Source organism: Proteus vulgaris (assembly GCF_011045815.1).
Lineage (GTDB): Bacteria > Pseudomonadota > Gammaproteobacteria > Enterobacterales > Enterobacteriaceae > Proteus > Proteus vulgaris_B.
In genome coordinates, this window is record NZ_CP047344.1 from 1,087,067 (window position 1) to 1,105,383 (window position 18,317).

Here is an 18,317-nt window from a genome sequence, read left to right on the forward strand (position 1 = left end):
GTATGAACGCTATTTTAAAGGAATTTATACCAATAAATCTATTTTACTCGATGAGTAATTCCAGTTAGCGATAACAAGAACATAAACCTCATTCTTTTGTTTTTCGACGTTTGATTTAGAAAAATTCATGTATGCCCATTAACTGCGTCATAATCAATAATAAAAAGAAGGCATATAAGGACTTTTCAGTTAGACGACAGTTTTACCTTACAGTTCCCTTAAGGGAACAGAGGGTGAGAATAACAGCTAAACATCGTCTGTCAATGCTCATCAAGCACCTAATTAGATGTGTTTTTACTTTGTTAGCTTCAGATTATACCGTGTAATGCTCAGACTTTTTAATTGGAGAGAAAAAGAATGGAAAGAAAAGTGAATTATCTCGGGATATCTTCAGAAATTATGAGTAACACCAATCACCAATTGCAAGAAAAGTTAGCATTGCTTTGTGACACGGTTCAGGCGGAAAAGATAAGCATTATGCAGATAGATGCTCAAAATAGAGATAATCTGTTGCCACTTTATGGTTATGTTGGAAAAAAAGGAGACAGCCTTTCCTCACCCCCAAATTTTACTTTACCTCAATTAAATATTAATCAACTTTTACAGCCTATTGTTCTTGACCATTTTCTTACCCAATTTTTCACACTGTTTGATTACCAACAACAGGTTAATCAATCATTAACTAAAGGGGCTTTAGTTAAATTTCATAGCCGATATAAATATTTAATTATGGCTTATTCACTAGTGGCTTATCGAGAATTGGGACGTGATATTGCTAATTTTTCTGATGCTATTCCCCTTGAACAAGTTGCATCGAAATATCAGGAAATGCTAATGAAGGCATTTAGTGTTGCTGCAAATAGAGAAGGGCAAACTAATGCGTTAATGCATATGGCAGGGTATTTTAAGCGAAATCTAAGCTCACAACAAAAACAAGAAATGGCGCGGACAATTTTACAATATCGTCAAGGTATCGTGCCTTTATCTAAACCTTATGATTTACTCAAATATTGGTTAGCAGTTTATCCTAATGAGTATTTGAGTCATCAACGCTATTTTTCACCTTATCCATTCGCTTTTAATTATTTAAGAGAGCAACTTTAGCCTTAATTATTTATAGAGTTGTTGCTGGCGAATATAGTCTTCGACAGAACTTGGTAGCAAATCGTGACAATCTAATCCTGCTTTATGGCGAGCACGAATATCTGTTGCTGAAATATTATAAAGAGGCGTATCAGCCAGAAAAATTTTGCCAGAAGGTAGGCAATGAATATCTTCTTGTTGATTGGTTTGATGTTTTTTTAGCCACTCCTGCATTTGAGCTGACTCGAAATGAGTTTGATAACCTGGGCGAGCACAAACTAACAAATGGCATACATCTAATAGCTTTTCCCATTGATGCCACGTATTAATTGAAAGTAATGAATCCTGACCAATAATAAATGCTAAAGGTTGTTTATTACCAATTTCTTGTCTGAAGTCTCTTAATGTTTCAATAGTATAAGAAGGTGTTGGCTTCTCAAGCTCACGAGTATCCACTTTAAATGAAGAATATGGCTCAAGAGCAAGACGTACCATATCAAGACGTTGCTGAGAAGATGCTTCAGGCTGTGGGCGATGAGGAGGAATATTATTGGGTAGCCACACCACTTCTTTTAAACCAATTAATCCTGAAAGTGCTTCAACAGGACGTAAATGCCCATAATGAATTGGATCAAATGTGCCACCATATAAGGCGATAGCTTGATTAATTAAAGGTGTAGGAACATTATTTTTAGGCATAATTTACAAATCCTTCTGGTAATGCTTTCCCACAAAGCAATAAGCCTAATGCGCTAAGAGATGGCCAAACAGTTTGACCATAATCTTGTTTAATCGTCATTTCGATACTGGCTAATAACCGTATTGCAGTTAGCAGTTGATGCTCAGATAAACGTTGTAATGCTGCTGTAAAAATTGGACGTCGGTTTTGCCAAATTCGATGTTTATCAAAAATAGTTTTTAACGCGGCAGTTTTAGATTCTCGGTGCAGCGTAATTAATTGCATTAACTCACGTTGTAACGTTCTGAGTAAAATAACAGGTTCGCTATCTTCTCTTTTGAGTTGTTGTAAAATATGCCATGCGCGTTGTGTCTTACCTGCAAGCAATGCATCAACCCAGTGATAAGGGGTAAAATGTGAAGCGTCATTAACAGCTGCTTCTACTCTAGGTAATGTCAATTTACCATCAGGATAAAGTAGGGAAAGACGCTCTATCGCCTGTGCTAATGCGAGCAAATTACCTTCATAGCAGTAGCAAAGTAGTTGGTTACCTTGTTCATCCAGCACTAATCCTTTTTGTTTTGCTCGACGAGAAACCCAATTAGGCAATTTATCAAGTTCAGGTGTGAGACAAGAAACATATGTTCCATTCTGGCTTAATGTTTTAAACCATTCACTGTTTTCTTGAGCCTTGGTTAGTTTATTGCCACGTAAAATCAATAATAAATCTTGGTGTAACTCTTGAGATAACCTTGTGAGTTTCTCTGACATAGCTGCATTAGGACCACTATCAGGTAAATGAAGCAAAATAGATTGTCTTTGAGAAAAAAGGCTTAGTGATTGACAAAGGGAGTAAATTTCATTCCAGTCCGTATTATTATCAAGAGTAAATTGATAGTGTTCAATAAATCCTTGGGCTTTAGCAACGGATTGGATGGTATCTTGAGACTCTTGGAGCAATAGAGGTTCATTGCCCCAGAGTAGATAACTTTGGCGCAGCCCCTCTTGGAGCTGCGCATTCAGTTGTTCTGGATATAAGCGGATCATTTGGCCGGAGAGATTATCTGTTTTGCTTGCTCAGCTTGTGCGGCTTTTTGGCGTTCAGCATTATGAACAACCAATAGTTTACGCACTAATATTGCTGTTGCTTGTTCACGCATTTCTTGCTTGATAATGTCATTCTCAGCATCTTTTGCTAATGCCTCTAATGGGTTATCGAAGAATGGGCGTGAAACCTGTGATGAAATAGGGTAAATCGTTCCATCTGGCATAATCACTTGCGCATCTAGCACAAATGTTAGCTGACGTTCTGCTGATTTACCGTCTTGATACACAGAAACGGTCTCTTTACTCTCTGACGAACCTACAATTTTGAGAATAGGAATATCGGCTGTTGGATTTTCAACAAGCTGAACATCACTAAGTCTGAGTTGTTGACGCATTACACGAGATAATGGGCCATAAGGGTCACCAGAGCTAAGATAAAGCGTTTTTAATTCTGCTGGAACCTGAGTTTTCCCTTGTAAATGAAAACCGCAGCCAGCGGTGATTAACACCGCTAAACCGAAAAATAGCGAAAGTAGATATCGCACTAGGCCTCCTTATCAGCCAACAACGATGTTCAGTAATTTTCCTGGAACGTAAATGACTTTACGAATAGTCACATCTTCCAAGTATTTAGCAACACTGTACTCTTTTGTCGCCATTTCCTGAACATATTCTTTTTCTGAATTAGCTGGAACAGTGACACGGCCACGAACTTTACCATTCACTTGAACAATAATCAGTTTAGTGTCATCAATCATGGCTTCTTCATCAGCAACAGGCCATGGCGCAACATCAACATCTTCTTTTCCACCTAATGCCTGCCACATTACAAAACAAGCGTGAGGAATGATTGGAGAAAGCATACGAACGATGGCTTCTAATGCTTCTTGCATTAATGCACGATCTTGCTCTGTTTCTTGACTTGCACGAGTTAATTTATTCATTAACTCCATGATGGCTGCAATTGCGGTATTGAAAGCTAAGCGGCGACCTACATCATCAGATACTTTTGCGATAGTTTTATGTAAGTCACGGCGTAAATCTTTTTGTTCTTCTGTTAGTGCAGACAGATCAAGTGATTGCGCTGTTCCTTTTTGAGTGTGTTCATGAACTAAACGCCACAAACGACGTAAGAAACGGTTAGCACCTTCAACACTAGACTCTTGCCATTCAAGTGTTAATTCTGGTGGAGCTGCAAACATCATAAATAAACGGACGGTGTCTGCACCATAACGTTCAACCATTGTTTGTGGGTCGATACCGTTATTTTTAGATTTAGACATTTTGCTCATGCCAGCATAAGTCAGTTCATGACCAGCACTGTCAGTCGCTTTTATGATGCGGTTTTTCTCATCACGTTCAACAATGGCTTCAGCAGGAGATACCCAATGACGAGCACCGTCTTCACCTGTGTGATAGAACGCATCAGCTAACACCATACCTTGACATAGTAAACGTTTTGCTGGTTCATCAGAGTTAACTAAACCTGCATCACGCATCAGTTTATGGAAGAAGCGGAAATACATTAAGTGCATGATGGCGTGTTCAATACCACCAATATACCAGTCAACAGGTAACCAATAGTTAGCAGCTTTTGGATCTAACATGCCTTTATCGTAATCAGGACAGGTATAACGAGCGTAATACCAAGATGATTCCATAAAGGTGTCAAACGTATCTGTTTCACGCAGTGCTGGCTGGCCATTAATGGTGGTTTTTGCCCACTCAGGATCGGCTTTAATTGGACTGGTGATCCCGTCCATTTTTACATCTTCTGGCAGGATAACGGGAAGTTGATCTTCAGGAACAGGAACAACAGTACCGTCTTCTAAGGTTGCCATTGGAATTGGTGCACCCCAGTAACGTTGGCGAGAAACACCCCAGTCACGTAAACGGTAGTTAACTTTGCGTTCACCAACACCCATTTGTGCAAGTTTGTCTGCAATAGCATTAAAGCCTGCTTGATTATCTAAACCAGAGAATTCACCAGAGTTGATCAGGCTATTTTTCTCGGTTAATGCACCTTCAGATAAGTCAGGTTGGTTACCTTCAGCATCAGCAATAACAGCTTTAATAGGTAAGTTATATTTGGTTGCAAATTCCCAGTCACGTTCATCATGACCAGGAACAGCCATCACGGCACCCGTGCCGTATTCCATTAAGACAAAGTTAGCGACCCAAATAGCCACTTTTTCTTTAGTTAATGGGTGAATGGCATAAAGACCAGTGGCAATCCCTTTTTTCTCCATCGTTGCCATATCGGCTTCTGCCATTTTCATGTTACGGCATTCATCAACGAAGTGTTGAACTTCAGGATTGTTTTGAGCTGCTTTTTGCGCTAATGGATGACCTGCTGCAACAGCGACATAAGTAACACCCATAAAGGTATCAGGACGTGTTGTATAAACTGTCATTTTGTCGTCGCTATCTGCAACATCAAATGTAATTTCGACGCCTTCTGAACGGCCAATCCAGTTACGTTGCATGGTTTTAACTTGTTCAGGCCATTCATCTAACGTATCTAAATCGTTTAACAGTTCTTCTGCGTAATCGGTAATTTTGATAAACCACTGTGGAATTTCTTTACGTTCTACAGGGGTATCACAACGCCAGCAACAGCCGTCAATAACTTGTTCGTTAGCTAATACGGTTAAATCATGTGGGCACCAGTTAACAGCAGAGGTTTTTTTATACACTAAGCCTTTCTCATATAGCTTAGTAAAGAACCACTGTTCCCAACGATAATATTCTGGTGTACACGTTGTGACTTCACGATCCCAATCGTAACCAAAACCCAGTTTCTTTAACTGGTTCTTCATGTAATCGATGTTTTCGTAAGTCCACGGTGCAGGCGCGGTGTTATTTTTTACTGCGGCACCTTCAGCTGGTAGGCCAAACGCATCCCAACCGATAGGTTGTAAGACGTTTTTACCTTGCATACGTTGATAACGGGAAATCACGTCACCAATGGTGTAGTTGCGGACGTGTCCCATGTGTAGTCGGCCAGAAGGATAAGGTAGCATTGACAGGCAGTAATATTTTTCTTTGTTATTATCTTCTGTCACTTTAAATGTATTGTTCTTTTCCCAGTATTCCTGGATAGTTTGCTCTATATCTTCGGGACGATATTGTTCTTGCATGGCACCGATAATCCTATGGTGAATTAATGGCTACCGGAGGGTAACCGCTATTATGAAATTAAGACTTGCATAGCATAGCTGATTTTGTCTAATAGCCACAACTATTGATCTTAATGAAAGCCACTGTTTGCATAACTTTTTCAAGACAATTGCGAGATATCTTGGAAAGCGTTAAAACAAAAAGAGAATAAATGCGTATTTTCTAGAAAAATAATGGTGATATTGCGAGAAAATAAGATTACTTGATATTTGGTTGCGAGGTTATTCAAAATTATTATTTGAGGCTGACGTGCTAAGAAAGCACGCCAGCAGAGGAGATATGAAGTATTAATGTAAGATTTTAGCTAAGAAATCTTTTGCGCGATCTGATTTTGGATTATCAAAAAAGTCATTTTTAGGTCTATCTTCTACAATACGACCTTCATCCATAAAGATAATACGATCAGCTACTTTTTTGGCAAAACCCATTTCATGAGTTACTACCATCATTGTCATTCCTTCATTCGCTAGCTCAACCATAACATCTAGCACTTCATTAATCATTTCGGGATCAAGTGCAGATGTAGGTTCATCAAATAACATTGCGATAGGGTCCATACATAAAGCACGGGCAATGGCGACACGCTGTTGTTGACCACCAGAAAGTTGGGCAGGGTATTTGTTCGCATGACTGGATAAACCAACGCGTTCTAATAATTTTAAGCCTTTTTCTTTTGCAGCGATTTTCTCTCTATTAAGCACTTTAACTTGTGCGAGTGTAAGATTTTCAATAATAGAAAGATGAGGGAAAAGTTCAAAATGTTGGAATACCATTCCTACTTTTGCTCGTAATTTAGCAAGATCGGTGCGTTTATCATTTACTTTGATTTCATTAACAAGGATCTCACCTTGCTGTATAGGTTCTAGGCCATTCACTGTTTTAATCAGTGTCGATTTACCTGAACCAGAAGGCCCACAGACAACAACAACTTCCCCCTTTTTAACTTCAGTGGAACATTCAGTCAGTACTTGAAATTGACCATACCATTTGGATACGTCTTTTAGGGAAATCATCTAGGTAGTCCTTTTTTTAAGAAAGTTCACTAACATTGAAGCTGCGAAGCTAATGACAAAATAAACAAAACCCGCAAAGAGGATCATCTCAACTTGTGTGCCATCGCGTTCACCAATATTTGCCGCCGTTCTGAAAAAGTCAGTAAGGCTTAATACATAAACTAAGGACGTATCTTGGAACAAGACAATTCCTTGAGTGAGTAAAAGTGGAACCATGGCTCTAAATGCTTGAGGTAAAATCACTAAGCGCATCGTTTGTGATTTGGTCATACCTAATGCAAGTGAGGCAGAAAATTGTCCTTTACTAACACTTTGAATACCTGCCCTTATAATTTCAGAGTAGTACGCAGCTTCAAATAATGAGAACGCTATCATTGCTGAAATTAAACGGATATCACTTTTCGGTGAAAGTCCTAGAACATTTTGTAATATGTTAGGAACAATTAAATAAAACCACAGTAATACCATGACTAATGGGATAGAACGAAAGGTATTAACGTAAGCGGCCGCAAACCAACTAATAGGTTTAAATGTAGACAGGCGCATAACAGCAAGCACCGTTCCCCATAAAATACCAACTACAATAGCGGTGATGGTGATTTTTAAAGTGATAGCCATGCCATCGACTAAAAATGGTAGGCTTGGAACAACAGAACTCCAGTCAAATTCATACATTATTGACCTCCTGTTGTGCCAGGTAAACGCACACGTTTTTCAAGCCAACTCATGATTAACATAATAATGACGTTGATAAAAACATAGGCGAGAGTAATTGCAGTGAATGACTCATATGCTTTTGCTGAATAATCGAGTAGCTTGTTTGCTTGTGCAGCCATATCAATTAACCCGATAGTGGAGGCAATCGCTGAGTTTTTTACGAGATTAAGCATTTCGGAGGTCATTGGTGGAATAATGACACGATAAGCATTGGGTAATAAAACATAACGATAGGTTTGAGGTAAGGTTAAACCCAAGGCAAGTCCAGCCGCTTTTTGCCCACGGGGTAATGAGTTAATTGCTGCTCTGACTTGTTCACACATACGCGCAGCGGTAAATAAACCTAAACAAAGAGCTGAAGAGACAAAAAATTGTACATTTGGCGCTAAGTCCATTTTAAACCAGTCGCCAATAGATTGAGGTAATAGTTCAGGAATAACTAAATACCACGTAAAGAATTGAACAATAAGTGGTACGTTACGGAATAACTCAACATAAACTGTACCTAAACTTGAAAGCCAACGATTAGGTACAGTACGCAAAATTCCGAATAAAGAACCAACAAGAAAGGCAATAACCCAAGCGCATAAAGATAAGGCAATGGTGACCTGGAAGCCTGAAATCAGCCATCCTAAGTATGTGGTGTTTCCGAAAGGGGCTTCTTGGAAGAATATCCCCCAATCCCAATCAATCGACATGATTTCACCTCCGGTGAAAAATAGGGGCAGGGAACGACTGCCCCAAACTTCACTGATCTGTCTGTCCAACAGATACTTTATAATTATTTGTTTGCATCAACGGCGTATGTATTTTTAATTCAATGCCTTATCATTTGGTGATGCAAATAAGGCTTTCATTTCATCAGAGATAGTGAATTCTAGGTTAAGATTTTTAGGTGGAATCGGGGCATTAAACCAGCGATTGAAGGATTTTTCTGCTTCACCTGATTTTTGTGCGTTAGCGATAGTTTCATCGATTAAGGCTTTAAATTGAGCATCGTCTTTACGCAACATACAGCCATAGGCTTCTTCAGATTGTGGTGTTCCTACAATTTCCCACAAACCTGGTTTTTTCGCTTTAGCGCGTTCACCAGCAAGTAATGCATCATCCATCATAAAGGCGACAGCACGACCTGATTCGAGTGTACGGAATGAGTCACCATGATCTTTTGCGCTGATAATGCGCATATTCATTTTTTTCTCATCGTTAAGTTTGTTAAGTAACATTTCAGATGTTGTTCCTGATGTTACAACTACATTTTTACCGGACAGATCAGAGAAGTCTTTTATTCCACCGTCTTTTTTCGCCAGTAAACGTGTACCTACGATAAAAATAGTATTAGAGAAACTAGCTTGTTGCTGACGAGCTTCATTATTGGTTGTTGAGCCACATTCAAAATCAAATGTGCCATTTTGTAATAATGGAATGCGATTCTGAGACGTAATAGGGATCAGGCGAACTTGCAGATTAGGTTTGCCTATTTTGTCTTTTACTGCTTGCACAATCAGATTGGAATAGTCTTGAGAATAGCCAACCACTTTTTGTTGGTTATCATAGTAAGAGAAAGGAACGGAGGATTCCCGATGCCCAACAATAATAATATCGTTGTCGTTGATTTTTTTTAAGGTTCCAGTGAGTTCTTCTGCTTGCACAGCTCCTGCAGCCCCTAAAATTATTAATGATAATGCTAGTTTACGCATGCGCATAATAACTCCTGTCGTGGTGATAAGTGATATTTGTGATTTGCTTTGTGTTGCTTTTTTGTTTTAATTTGTTTTGATAATGTTAATAGATAGAACAAATAACATACCGTTGGGAAGTGTAATTTGTGAAATACGAGAGGTATCTCTCAATAAAAGAATGAAATCAAATATGGTTGATTATTTTTTTGGAAGTTGTTTTCAATATTTAAAATTATTGTAGTAGAAACCTTATGGAAATAAAGGTTAAAGATGAAAAATTGAGATAATAGGAAAAATAAAATAAGTAGGGATTTGTAAAGTTTGTCTTAAGGAGTTGTTTGTCTGTGGATTACCGTTAAGATAACGGGTCATATTGATGAGGAACATCTATGAGTAATTGGCGGTCAGGTCGCTGGCTAGTGGTAATAACAGTTTTGCTGATCTTGTGTTGCATTGTTCAGCGTTCATTAGGTGCCCACGTCATTAGTGAGCGCTTAGCGACGGCTGTTTCTCAAACTCAATACCCACTATCAACACCGATTGCTGATGAGAATAGCGCAACAGAACATACTTATTCACTCTCTACCTGTGAATTAAGCGCTAAATCGTTATTATCTGTTCCTCCGCTAACAATAGAGCCTTTTTTCCATTCATGGGCTGTACTATTACTGTTAAGCATGGCCGCTATCTATGTTTCTCGCCAGCGTAGCCAAAAAAAACATCACCATCCACCCCCACCGATAAGACTTCACCTTCATTATTGCATTTTGAGGGATTAGAAATTTCCTTTTAGCTAAAAAATTGCACGTCTATCTTTGGGCGTAGCTTTGTGTGTAGCGTTGTAGGAATTTTTAGGGAGTTGTTATGTTTCGTTCTTTTGTTATGGCGTTGGTATTAACGCTATTTACGTTATCTACATCTCAAGCAGCAGATACAGGCTGGTTAACCATGCCTGATAATTCTCACGCACAAGTTAGGGCGACGGCACAAAAGTCACCAACGGGCGATGTGAAAATGTTACTTGAAGTGCAACTTGAGTCTGGGTGGAAAACTTATTGGCGCTCACCAGGGGAAGGTGGTGTTGCACCTGAAATTAATTGGCCACAAGATGTGAGTGCAATGATATGGCATTGGCCATCACCTTCTGCTTTTGATGTCGCAGGTATTCACACTCAAGGCTATGACAAACAAGTTGTTTTTCCGATTGAATTAACCTCTGTTCATGCTGATCGTTTAACTGGAGTTTTAACGTTATCAACATGCAGTAATGTCTGTATTTTAACGGACTACACTTTAGATTTAGACCTTACTGAGCCAGCACCTGCTGATTTTGAATGGCAATATAGTCAGGCGATGGCAAAAATCCCAGTTGGTACAGGACTCGTCTCCTCGGTTTCTTCTGATTATAACAATAGCCAGCTCACTATCTCTTTACAAAGAGAGCAAGGAGCGTGGGTTAAACCTAATATTTATCTCGATCCTCCCGAAGGTATGCTTTATGGAATTCCACATTTAAATCATAAAGATAATAATTTATTTGTCACTGTTGATGTAACTGATGACTGGGGAGATGCTGCGGGTGATATTTCGGGCAAAGCACTCTCATTTGTTATTACTGACCAAGATTTTTCTCGCCAAGTTAATGACACAATAGGACAGGGGGAAACAGGTATTGCGCCTCCATCTAATTCAAGTGTTGGATTATGGGGCATTCTAGCTTTTGCGCTATTAGGTGGATTGATCTTAAATTTAATGCCTTGCGTATTGCCTGTACTCGCGATGAAATTGGGTTCGATTTTACATCTTGAGAATCGCGATAAAGGGGTTATTCGTAAGCAATTCTCGGTATCTGTTTTAGGTATTTTAGTTTCTTTTTGGGCATTAGCTCTATTTATGACGGGTTTACGTTATAGCCAAGAAGCCTTAGGTTGGGGAATACAGTTTCAAAGCCCTTGGTTTATTGGATTTATGGTGTTAGTGACGGCTATTTTTACTGCTAATTTATTTGGTCTATTTGAGTTACGTTTAAGTAGCAATATGAATACTAAAATGGCAACGGCAGGTGGACAGGGGTATGGCCGCCATTTTTGGGAAGGTGCTTTTGCTACTTTACTTGCCACTCCTTGTTCCGCACCATTTTTAGGTACTGCAGTCGCTTATGCTCTGATTGCTCCATTAAGTGAATTATGGCTTATTTTTACTGCATTAGGGATAGGAATGAGTTTGCCTTGGATCTTAGTGGCAATATTCCCATCTGTTGCAAAAGTGCTACCAAAACCCGGTAAATGGATGAATCGCCTAAGAGTTGTTTTAGGTTTTATGATGCTGTTGTCTAGCATTTGGCTTATTACACTTTTAATTCCTCATTTTGGCATGACAATTGTTGCCGGCATTTTTATTGTTATTGCTTTACTTTTATTGCTCGCAATAGTCCGGCACTATGGTAAAAAAACGGCTCTTATTTCTACTGTGATAGCCCTATTTTTAGCGGGAAGTACTTATTTATTTGTTGCTCAACCAGAAAGCCATACACTTGTAGGCCAAGACACGGTAAATTGGCAACCTTTATCTGAAGAAGCAATACATCAAGCCTTGGCTGATAATAAACGCGTGTTTGTTGATGTCACGGCAGATTGGTGTGTGACCTGCAAAGCAAACAAATACAATGTATTATTGCGAGAAGATATTCAGGCTGCTCTGTCAGCCCCTGATGTCGTTGCATTAAGAGGGGATTGGACTAAACCCTCTGATAAGATCACCCAGTTTTTAAAACAACGAGGTCAAGTAGCTGTACCTTTTAACCAAGTTTATGGACCTTGCCATAAAAATGGCGTGGTTTTACCCCCTCTTTTAAATAAAGATTCAACATTGACTGTTCTTTCAGAGGCTAAAGGAGCCCAATAATGAAAAAAACACTTTCTGCACTGGTTATTTCGTCATTACTTTTTGGTGCAAATGTGCAAGCAGCGGCATTAAGTGCTGATCAGGAAAAAGAAGTTCGTGCACTGGTTCGTGATACATTAATCAAAAATCCAGAAATTTTGGAAGAAGCTATCACTGCATTACAAGCACAAAAAGCCGATGAGCAACAAGCACAATTTCGTACCGCATTAAAGGCAGAACATGATGCATTATATAACGATGCAGCAAGTCCTCGTATTGGTGCAAAAGACGCTAAATTAGTGTTAGTTTCTTTTACTGATTATAACTGCCCTTATTGCAAACGTTTTGATCCGTTATTAGAACAAATCACAAAAGATTATCCAGAAGTAGCTGTGATCATTAAACCATTACCATTTAAAGGCGAAAGTTCTGCTAAAGCATCTCAAGCTGTGCTTTCTGTATGGAAAGAAGATCCAAAAGCGTTCTTAGCGTTACACCAACGTTTAATGCAGAAGAAAACAATGCTAGATAATGCAAGTATTGATGATGCAATGAAAACAACTAATACAAGCAAAGTAAAATTAACGGATGACAGTTTAAAAGTGTTACAAAATAACCTAGATCTTTCTCGTAAATTAGGTATTCAAGGTACGCCTGCAACTGTTGTTGGTGATATGGTTATCCCTGGTGCTGTTGATTATGCTCAGTTAGAAATGATTGTGAAAGAGCAACTGGCTAAAGTGAAAAAATAATGCGTAGTCGCTTACGAAAGTGGAGTAAAGAACTTATTGTTCTGGTTGTCATTTTCGTTGTAGCCTCTTTCGCGATGGATTGGTGGCGACAACCTACGCCACCATCTTTAACGAATTTACCTGAGCTTTATACTGTTGATAATAAAGTTGTTTCATTAACAGAATTGAGTGCTGAAAAGCCCTTATTAATCTATTTTTGGGCAACATGGTGTGGTGTTTGTAAACTAACAACACCCGCGGTGAATTCATTAGCGCAAGATGGGTATAATGTGACATCAGTTGCGATCCGTTCGGGTGATAATGCAAAACTCGCACGCGGTATTCAGTCTAAAGAACTTGTTTTTCCTGTAATAAATGATAGCCGAGGAGATATTTCTCAGCAGTGGGAAATTAGTGCAACACCTTCATTTGTTATTATCTATAAAGGGGAGATGGTGGGCTTTACGAGTGGTTGGTCATCTTCATGGGGATTGAAACTACGTTTATGGTGGGCTTCTGTTTAAATCGGTTATCAGAATTTTAGTAAAGAAAAAATGATACCGGGTAAGCTGACAATAAAGTAGATCACCTCATAAATAATATTTTTACGTCTACGCTCAATTTTTGCTTCTTGGGTATTTTGAGCTATTAACACTTTTTCATCGGCAATACGTTTTGAAGTATTAATATGTATTGGCACAATATTAATAGGGATAACAGTTTGATTATTTTTATTCGTAGGTGTTAATTGGGCTAATGTCCAACCATATTGATGTTGTTTATCTCCGAACGCATTTTGCTGAATAACATAACCATAATAATCTTTACGAAAACCTTTTTCTTCGTTATCGCTGGAAATTTTATGAGCATATTGCCAATAAGATTGAATATCTGCTGAATGAATTAATTGAGATAGTGCTGGTGGCTCAAGTAGGGTGACATTAACGCGTTTAGACTCAGCCTTTTGTTTTTGTTTAACTTTAATCACAGTTTTCCAATGCACAGGTACAATGGTTTTATCTTCAATAAGTTGATTAACTGACTCTGGCTGTTTTGATAAAACCCAGCCAAATTCATGTTGTTGCTGATTGAACATCTGGCGTTGGATCCATTTATTTTCTTTATCCGTACGGAAACCCTTTGTTTCATTATCTGTTGATATTTTTTTAGCTCGTAGCCAAATAATATCGAGAATATGTTCAGGGTAATGTTCCATGAGAAAGCCCTTTTATTAGAGAAAGCCCAACCTAATTAATATTAACTTAATAAGGTTGGGCTTTATTCATTTTAATTACGGCGTTTAATAAAGGCGATAATAAAAAATAATCCAACCAGTATCCATAATGGTGTATTACCCCATTTGTAATAAGGAGTTAATCCTGTTGTTGGTGTGATTTTTTCTGCTAAAGCACCTTCTTCAAATTGAGGAAGCTGAGAAATGACATCACCGTTGGCTGCAATAAAGGCTGTAATACCGTTATTTGTCGAACGTAATAATGGTCTTCCTAACTCTAGAGAACGCATTCTCGCCATTTGGAAATGTTGCCAAGGGCCTATTGAATTACCAAACCACGCATCATTAGAAATCGTTAATAAGAATCGTGTATCAGGTTTGAAATTAGCACGAACTTGCTCACCTAAAATAATTTCATAGCAGATAGCTGCGGTAATTTTGGCATCATTGACAGTCAGCTGAGGCTGTACATATTCGCCTTGGCTTAATGATGACATTGGTAAATTAAAGAAAGGCGCCAGTGGGCGTAATAGTGATTCTAATGGCACATATTCACCAAAAGGAACAAGGTGATGTTTATTATAGCGATCTGTTGCTGGGTATTGATAAGCATAGTGTTCACCTAATGTGATGACACTATTGTAGAAACGGTAACCTTCTAATGTCGGCCTAGCATCAATAATTCCTGTCATTAAATGAGTATCTTGCTCTCTCAGTTGCTTATCAAGCTCAGCTAAAAAGCCTTGTTGTTGAATTTCAACATCAGGGATCGCCGATTCAGGCCAAATAATAAGATTTGCATTACCGATAAAAGGGCGACTTAAGGTGAGATAGGTTTTTAGCGTGCTTTCTAATGTACCCGGTTCCCATTTTAATGACTGCGCAATATTTCCTTGAACAAGTGCTATCTCTTGTGTTTCATCCGGTAATGCTTGATACCACTGATAAGATTTAAAGCTGATAGGCAGTACCAATAAAAGGAGTGCTGCAACAAGGCTATAAATTGATTTTCGAAAGAGAGCAAATGCGATAAGGCCACTGATAACAGTAAGTAGCAACGTTATCATTGTGACACCAAAAATAGGTGCAATTCCTTTTAATGGGCCATCAATTTGGCTATAACCAAATTGTAACCATGGGAAACCCGATAATACCCAACCTCTCAAGAATTCTGTAATTTGCCATAGTGCGGGTGCAGCAAAAACAAATCGCCATAGAGTCGGATTTGGGAAAAACTTATTTAATAAACCGGCAAAAAGTAAGGTATAGAGTGATAAATAAAGTGCCAATAAAATCACTAAAAATATATTTATCGCAAATGGCATACCACCAAAATCAGCAATGCTGACATAAACCCAATTTACACCAGTACCAAATAATCCAAAGCCCCAGGCAAAGCCAAGAAATGCACCTTGTCGAGTTGTACGTTGCGTAATTATCAGTAATAGGCCCAGCAATGAAACTAAGGCAGCAGGCCAAAAGTCAAAAGGCGAAAACGCGAAGGTGCCGATAGCACCTAAAAAAACCGCCAGGAGGGCGCGGACCCACTGGCGGTTTAAGAAAGAGGTCTTATTCATTTAGATCCTATGCATCATTACCTAGTTCAGGAATGGGCGCATCATCTGGGATATGCACATAAACCTGAATGATCTTACGGCTATCTGCCATAACAACTTTAAATTGGTAATTATCAATGGTAATAGTTTCACCACGAGCAGGAAGGTGACCAAAGGCTTGCATAACTAAGCCACCAATAGTATCAACTTCTTCATCGCTGAAATGTGTACCGAACGCTTCATTGAAATCTTCTATCTGGGTTAAAGCTCGAACTGAGTAAGCGTGGCGACTCAGTGGACGAATATCAATATCATCCTCATCGTCATACTCATCTTCAATTTCGCCTACGATAAGTTCTAGAATATCTTCAATTGTGACAAGCCCTGATACACCTCCGAATTCATCAATCACAATTGCCATATGATAGCGTTGTGAGCGGAATTCTTTTAATAGGCGATCGACCCGTTTACTTTCAGGTACAACAACCGCTGAACGTAAGACTTTATCCATACTAAATGGCTCTGCGTCAGTACGCATAAATGGCAGCAAATCTTTTGCCATCAATAAGCCTTCAATATGATCTTTGTCTTCGCTTATGACTGGGAAACGGGAATGTGCTGAATCAATAATTACATCTAAACATTCATCAAGAGTTTGATTACGTTTTAGTGTAACGATTTGGGAGCGTGGGATCATAATATCTCGGACACGCTGTTCAGCAATATCCATTACCCCTTCAAGCATGTCGCGGGTATCAGGATCAATTAATTCTTTCTGTTCAGAATCGCGGATAAGCTCCATCAGATCATCACGGTTTTTAGGTTCACCGTGGAACCACTGATTAAGCAGTGTGAGAAACCCTTTCTTAGGACCAGGGTTATCGTTACTCGAAGATTGGTCGTCGCTCATGGCGTTTTAACTATTTTTCCTCATTGAATGGTTAATTAGATATAATATTTATCATAAAAATAAGAGAACTGTTACTCTTTTTCAATTAAATAGGGATCTGCATAACCTAAATTTTGTAAGATTTCTGTCTCTAAACCTTCCATTTCTTCGGCTTCATCATCTTCAATATGATCATAACCTAAAAGATGTAGACAACCATGAATAACCATGTGTGCCCAATGTTCTTCGACGGTCTTACTCTGTTCAACGGCTTCTTTTTCTACCACTTGTCGGCAAATAATCAAATCACCTAATAAAGGCAGTTCAATTTCAGGTGGCGCTTCAAAAGGAAAAGAAAGCACGTTAGTGGGTCTATCTTTACCGCGATAAGTGAGATTAAGCTCGTGACTTTCTGCTTCATCAACAATGCGGATGGTGACTTCACTGACTGGTTGAAACTGTGGTAATACCGCTTCAAGCCATGTCATAAATTGGGCTTCACTCGGAAGCCCTTGCGTATTTTCACTTGCAACTTGTAAATCAAGGATAACTTCACTCATGATTTTCTCTCTGAAGCTTCTCTTTTTCTGCTTTGATAGCTTGGCGACGTTTTTGGTCTTCAGTTTCCCAAGCTTCATAGGCGATAACAATTTTAGCAACCACAGGGTGACGAACAACGTCTTCACTGTGGAAAAAGTTAAAACTTAAGTCATTCACATCGGACAAAACCTCAATGGCATGACGTAAGCCTGATTTATTGCCTCTTGGCAGGTCAATCTGAGTTATATCCCCAGTGACAACAGCTTTAGAGTTAAAGCCAATACGCGTTAAGAACATTTTCATTTGTTCAATGGTGGTGTTTTGGCTTTCATCAAGAATAATAAAGGCATCATTGAGTGTACGTCCACGCATATAAGCGAGGGGAGCGACTTCAATAACATTACGCTCTATTAGTTTCTCAACTTTTTCAAAACCCAACATCTCAAATAACGCATCATAAAGCGGTCGTAAATAAGGATCGACTTTTTGACTAAGGTCGCCAGGTAAAAACCCCAATTTTTCACCCGCTTCAACCGCAGGGCGCGTTAACAAGATACGACGCACTTCTTGACGTTCAAGGGCATCAACAGCGGCAGCAACAGCCAGATATGTCTTCCCTGTACCTGCAGGCCCAATACCAAACGTAATATCATGGGTTTGAATATTGGCAATATATTGAGCCTGATTCGGTGTTCGAGGTTTTATGACACCTCGTTTAGTCCGAATATTGGTTGATTTCCCAAATTCAGGAACATGCTCATCACTTTGCTCAAGCACACGGCTTTCTTTGATAGCAAGATGAATTTGTTCTGGGTCGATATCGGGGATCACGCCTTTAATTGGCGAGGTTTCCACATACAGGCGACGTAAAATTCCTGCTGCTGCATTGACACATAATGATTTACCCGTGAGTTTAAAACGGTTATCACGATGATTAATCTCGATACCTAAACGGCGCTCAAGTTGCTTAATATTATCGTCAAATGGACCACATAGGCTCATTAAACGGGCATTGTCAGCTGGCTCTAAGAAAATTTCTTGGGTCGCTACTTGTGCATGTGCTATTACTGTCACTGATTATCC

Annotated in this window: 18 protein-coding genes; 5 read left to right on the forward strand and 13 right to left on the reverse strand. The window is 39.1% G+C overall.

Going from position 1 to position 18,317, the window contains the following annotated elements; translation table 11 throughout:
• Positions 1-357: 357 nt before the first annotated feature.
• Positions 358-1,104 (forward strand): YbgA family protein, encoded by a 747-nt coding sequence (locus GTH24_RS05010; protein ID WP_164526024.1) that lies wholly within the window; start codon positions 358-360, stop codon positions 1,102-1,104.
• A 6-nt stretch (positions 1,105-1,110) separates the two neighbouring features.
• On the opposite strand, the gene nadD is transcribed toward GTH24_RS05010, so the two are convergent.
• From nadD to GTH24_RS05050, 8 genes are all read right to left on the reverse strand, one after another.
• On the reverse strand, positions 1,111-1,782 hold the full coding sequence (gene nadD, locus GTH24_RS05015; RefSeq protein WP_164526025.1) for a nicotinate-nucleotide adenylyltransferase: 672 nt from the start codon (positions 1,780-1,782) through the stop codon (positions 1,111-1,113).
• Positions 1,775-2,809 (reverse strand): DNA polymerase III subunit delta, encoded by a 1,035-nt coding sequence (gene holA / locus GTH24_RS05020; RefSeq protein WP_072070245.1) that lies wholly within the window; start codon positions 2,807-2,809, stop codon positions 1,775-1,777. Before holA ends, nadD begins: the two co-directional genes overlap by 8 nt.
• Positions 2,806-3,354 (reverse strand): LPS assembly lipoprotein LptE, encoded by a 549-nt coding sequence (lptE, locus tag GTH24_RS05025; RefSeq protein WP_115351368.1) that lies wholly within the window; start codon positions 3,352-3,354, stop codon positions 2,806-2,808. Before lptE ends, holA begins: the two co-directional genes overlap by 4 nt.
• Before the next feature lie 12 nt (positions 3,355-3,366).
• On the reverse strand, positions 3,367-5,949 hold the full coding sequence (gene leuS / locus GTH24_RS05030) for a leucine--tRNA ligase (RefSeq protein WP_072070243.1): 2,583 nt from the start codon (positions 5,947-5,949) through the stop codon (positions 3,367-3,369).
• A 327-nt stretch (positions 5,950-6,276) separates the two neighbouring features.
• Positions 6,277-7,002 (reverse strand): amino acid ABC transporter ATP-binding protein, encoded by a 726-nt coding sequence (locus GTH24_RS05035; protein ID WP_115351370.1) that lies wholly within the window; start codon positions 7,000-7,002, stop codon positions 6,277-6,279.
• Positions 7,003-7,677 (reverse strand): glutamate/aspartate ABC transporter permease GltK, encoded by a 675-nt coding sequence (gene gltK, locus GTH24_RS05040; protein ID WP_072070241.1) that lies wholly within the window; start codon positions 7,675-7,677, stop codon positions 7,003-7,005.
• Complete coding sequence (locus GTH24_RS05045; RefSeq protein WP_072070240.1) at positions 7,677-8,417, reverse strand: amino acid ABC transporter permease; 741 nt, start codon at positions 8,415-8,417, stop codon at positions 7,677-7,679. The genes gltK and GTH24_RS05045 overlap by 1 nt, the downstream gene beginning before the upstream one ends.
• A gap of 114 nt (positions 8,418-8,531) precedes the next feature.
• A complete protein-coding gene (locus GTH24_RS05050) occupies positions 8,532-9,425 on the reverse strand; it encodes an amino acid ABC transporter substrate-binding protein (protein ID WP_164526026.1) in 894 nt (297 codons plus the stop codon).
• A gap of 365 nt (positions 9,426-9,790) precedes the next feature.
• On the opposite strand from GTH24_RS05050, the gene GTH24_RS05055 reads away from it, so the two are divergent.
• From GTH24_RS05055 to GTH24_RS05070, 4 genes are all read left to right on the forward strand, one after another.
• Positions 9,791-10,180 carry a metal resistance protein gene (locus GTH24_RS05055; protein WP_115351371.1) on the forward strand — a complete coding sequence of 130 codons (390 nt, stop codon included), beginning with the start codon at positions 9,791-9,793 and terminating at the stop codon, positions 10,178-10,180.
• An 85-nt stretch (positions 10,181-10,265) separates the two neighbouring features.
• Positions 10,266-12,305 (forward strand): protein-disulfide reductase DsbD family protein, encoded by a 2,040-nt coding sequence (locus GTH24_RS05060; RefSeq protein WP_072070237.1) that lies wholly within the window; start codon positions 10,266-10,268, stop codon positions 12,303-12,305.
• The gene (locus tag GTH24_RS05065) at positions 12,305-13,036 is read left to right on the forward strand and encodes a DsbA family protein (RefSeq protein ID WP_072070236.1); all 732 of its coding nucleotides are present in this window, start codon (positions 12,305-12,307) and stop codon (positions 13,034-13,036) included. Before GTH24_RS05060 ends, GTH24_RS05065 begins: the two co-directional genes overlap by 1 nt.
• Entirely contained in the window at positions 13,036-13,539 is a 504-nt protein-coding gene (locus GTH24_RS05070) for a protein disulfide oxidoreductase (RefSeq protein WP_072070235.1), read from the forward strand. The genes GTH24_RS05065 and GTH24_RS05070 overlap by 1 nt, the downstream gene beginning before the upstream one ends.
• An 8-nt stretch (positions 13,540-13,547) precedes the next feature.
• Here GTH24_RS05070 and GTH24_RS05075 read toward each other — a convergent pair whose 3' ends face one another.
• The 5 genes from GTH24_RS05075 to GTH24_RS05095 form a co-directional block, all read right to left on the reverse strand.
• Entirely contained in the window at positions 13,548-14,231 is a 684-nt protein-coding gene (locus GTH24_RS05075) for a hypothetical protein (protein WP_072070234.1), read from the reverse strand.
• Between the two features lie 71 nt (positions 14,232-14,302).
• Positions 14,303-15,826 (reverse strand): apolipoprotein N-acyltransferase, encoded by a 1,524-nt coding sequence (gene lnt / locus GTH24_RS05080; RefSeq protein WP_072070233.1) that lies wholly within the window; start codon positions 15,824-15,826, stop codon positions 14,303-14,305.
• Between the two features lie 7 nt (positions 15,827-15,833).
• On the reverse strand, positions 15,834-16,715 hold the full coding sequence (corC, locus tag GTH24_RS05085; RefSeq protein WP_023581153.1) for a CNNM family magnesium/cobalt transport protein CorC: 882 nt from the start codon (positions 16,713-16,715) through the stop codon (positions 15,834-15,836).
• Positions 16,716-16,786: 71 nt separating this feature from the next.
• The gene (gene ybeY / locus GTH24_RS05090; RefSeq protein WP_072070232.1) at positions 16,787-17,254 is read right to left on the reverse strand and encodes an rRNA maturation RNase YbeY; all 468 of its coding nucleotides are present in this window, start codon (positions 17,252-17,254) and stop codon (positions 16,787-16,789) included.
• Positions 17,247-18,308 (reverse strand): PhoH family protein, encoded by a 1,062-nt coding sequence (locus tag GTH24_RS05095; RefSeq protein WP_036912056.1) that lies wholly within the window; start codon positions 18,306-18,308, stop codon positions 17,247-17,249. Before GTH24_RS05095 ends, ybeY begins: the two co-directional genes overlap by 8 nt.
• Between the last annotated feature and the right edge of the window lie 9 nt (positions 18,309-18,317).

Coding starts and splice junctions, on each gene's coding strand:
- GTH24_RS05010 (WP_164526024.1), top strand. CDS start 358: ATGGAAAGAAAAGTGAATTATCTCGGGATATCTTCAGAAATTATGAGT.
- nadD (WP_164526025.1), bottom strand. CDS start 1,782: ATGCCTAAAAATAATGTTCCTACACCTTTAATTAATCAAGCTATCGCC.
- GTH24_RS05045 (WP_072070240.1), bottom strand. CDS start 8,417: ATGTCGATTGATTGGGATTGGGGGATATTCTTCCAAGAAGCCCCTTTC.
- GTH24_RS05075 (WP_072070234.1), bottom strand. CDS start 14,231: ATGGAACATTACCCTGAACATATTCTCGATATTATTTGGCTACGAGCT.
- ybeY (WP_072070232.1), bottom strand. CDS start 17,254: ATGAGTGAAGTTATCCTTGATTTACAAGTTGCAAGTGAAAATACGCAA.
- GTH24_RS05065 (WP_072070236.1), top strand. CDS start 12,305: ATGAAAAAAACACTTTCTGCACTGGTTATTTCGTCATTACTTTTTGGT.
- gltK (WP_072070241.1), bottom strand. CDS start 7,677: ATGTATGAATTTGACTGGAGTTCTGTTGTTCCAAGCCTACCATTTTTA.
- GTH24_RS05035 (WP_115351370.1), bottom strand. CDS start 7,002: ATGATTTCCCTAAAAGACGTATCCAAATGGTATGGTCAATTTCAAGTA.
- corC (WP_023581153.1), bottom strand. CDS start 16,715: ATGAGCGACGACCAATCTTCGAGTAACGATAACCCTGGTCCTAAGAAA.
- GTH24_RS05055 (WP_115351371.1), top strand. CDS start 9,791: ATGAGTAATTGGCGGTCAGGTCGCTGGCTAGTGGTAATAACAGTTTTG.
- holA (WP_072070245.1), bottom strand. CDS start 2,809: ATGATCCGCTTATATCCAGAACAACTGAATGCGCAGCTCCAAGAGGGG.
- GTH24_RS05070 (WP_072070235.1), top strand. CDS start 13,036: ATGCGTAGTCGCTTACGAAAGTGGAGTAAAGAACTTATTGTTCTGGTT.
- GTH24_RS05060 (WP_072070237.1), top strand. CDS start 10,266: ATGTTTCGTTCTTTTGTTATGGCGTTGGTATTAACGCTATTTACGTTA.
- GTH24_RS05050 (WP_164526026.1), bottom strand. CDS start 9,425: ATGCGCATGCGTAAACTAGCATTATCATTAATAATTTTAGGGGCTGCA.
- leuS (WP_072070243.1), bottom strand. CDS start 5,949: ATGCAAGAACAATATCGTCCCGAAGATATAGAGCAAACTATCCAGGAA.
- lnt (WP_072070233.1), bottom strand. CDS start 15,826: ATGAATAAGACCTCTTTCTTAAACCGCCAGTGGGTCCGCGCCCTCCTG.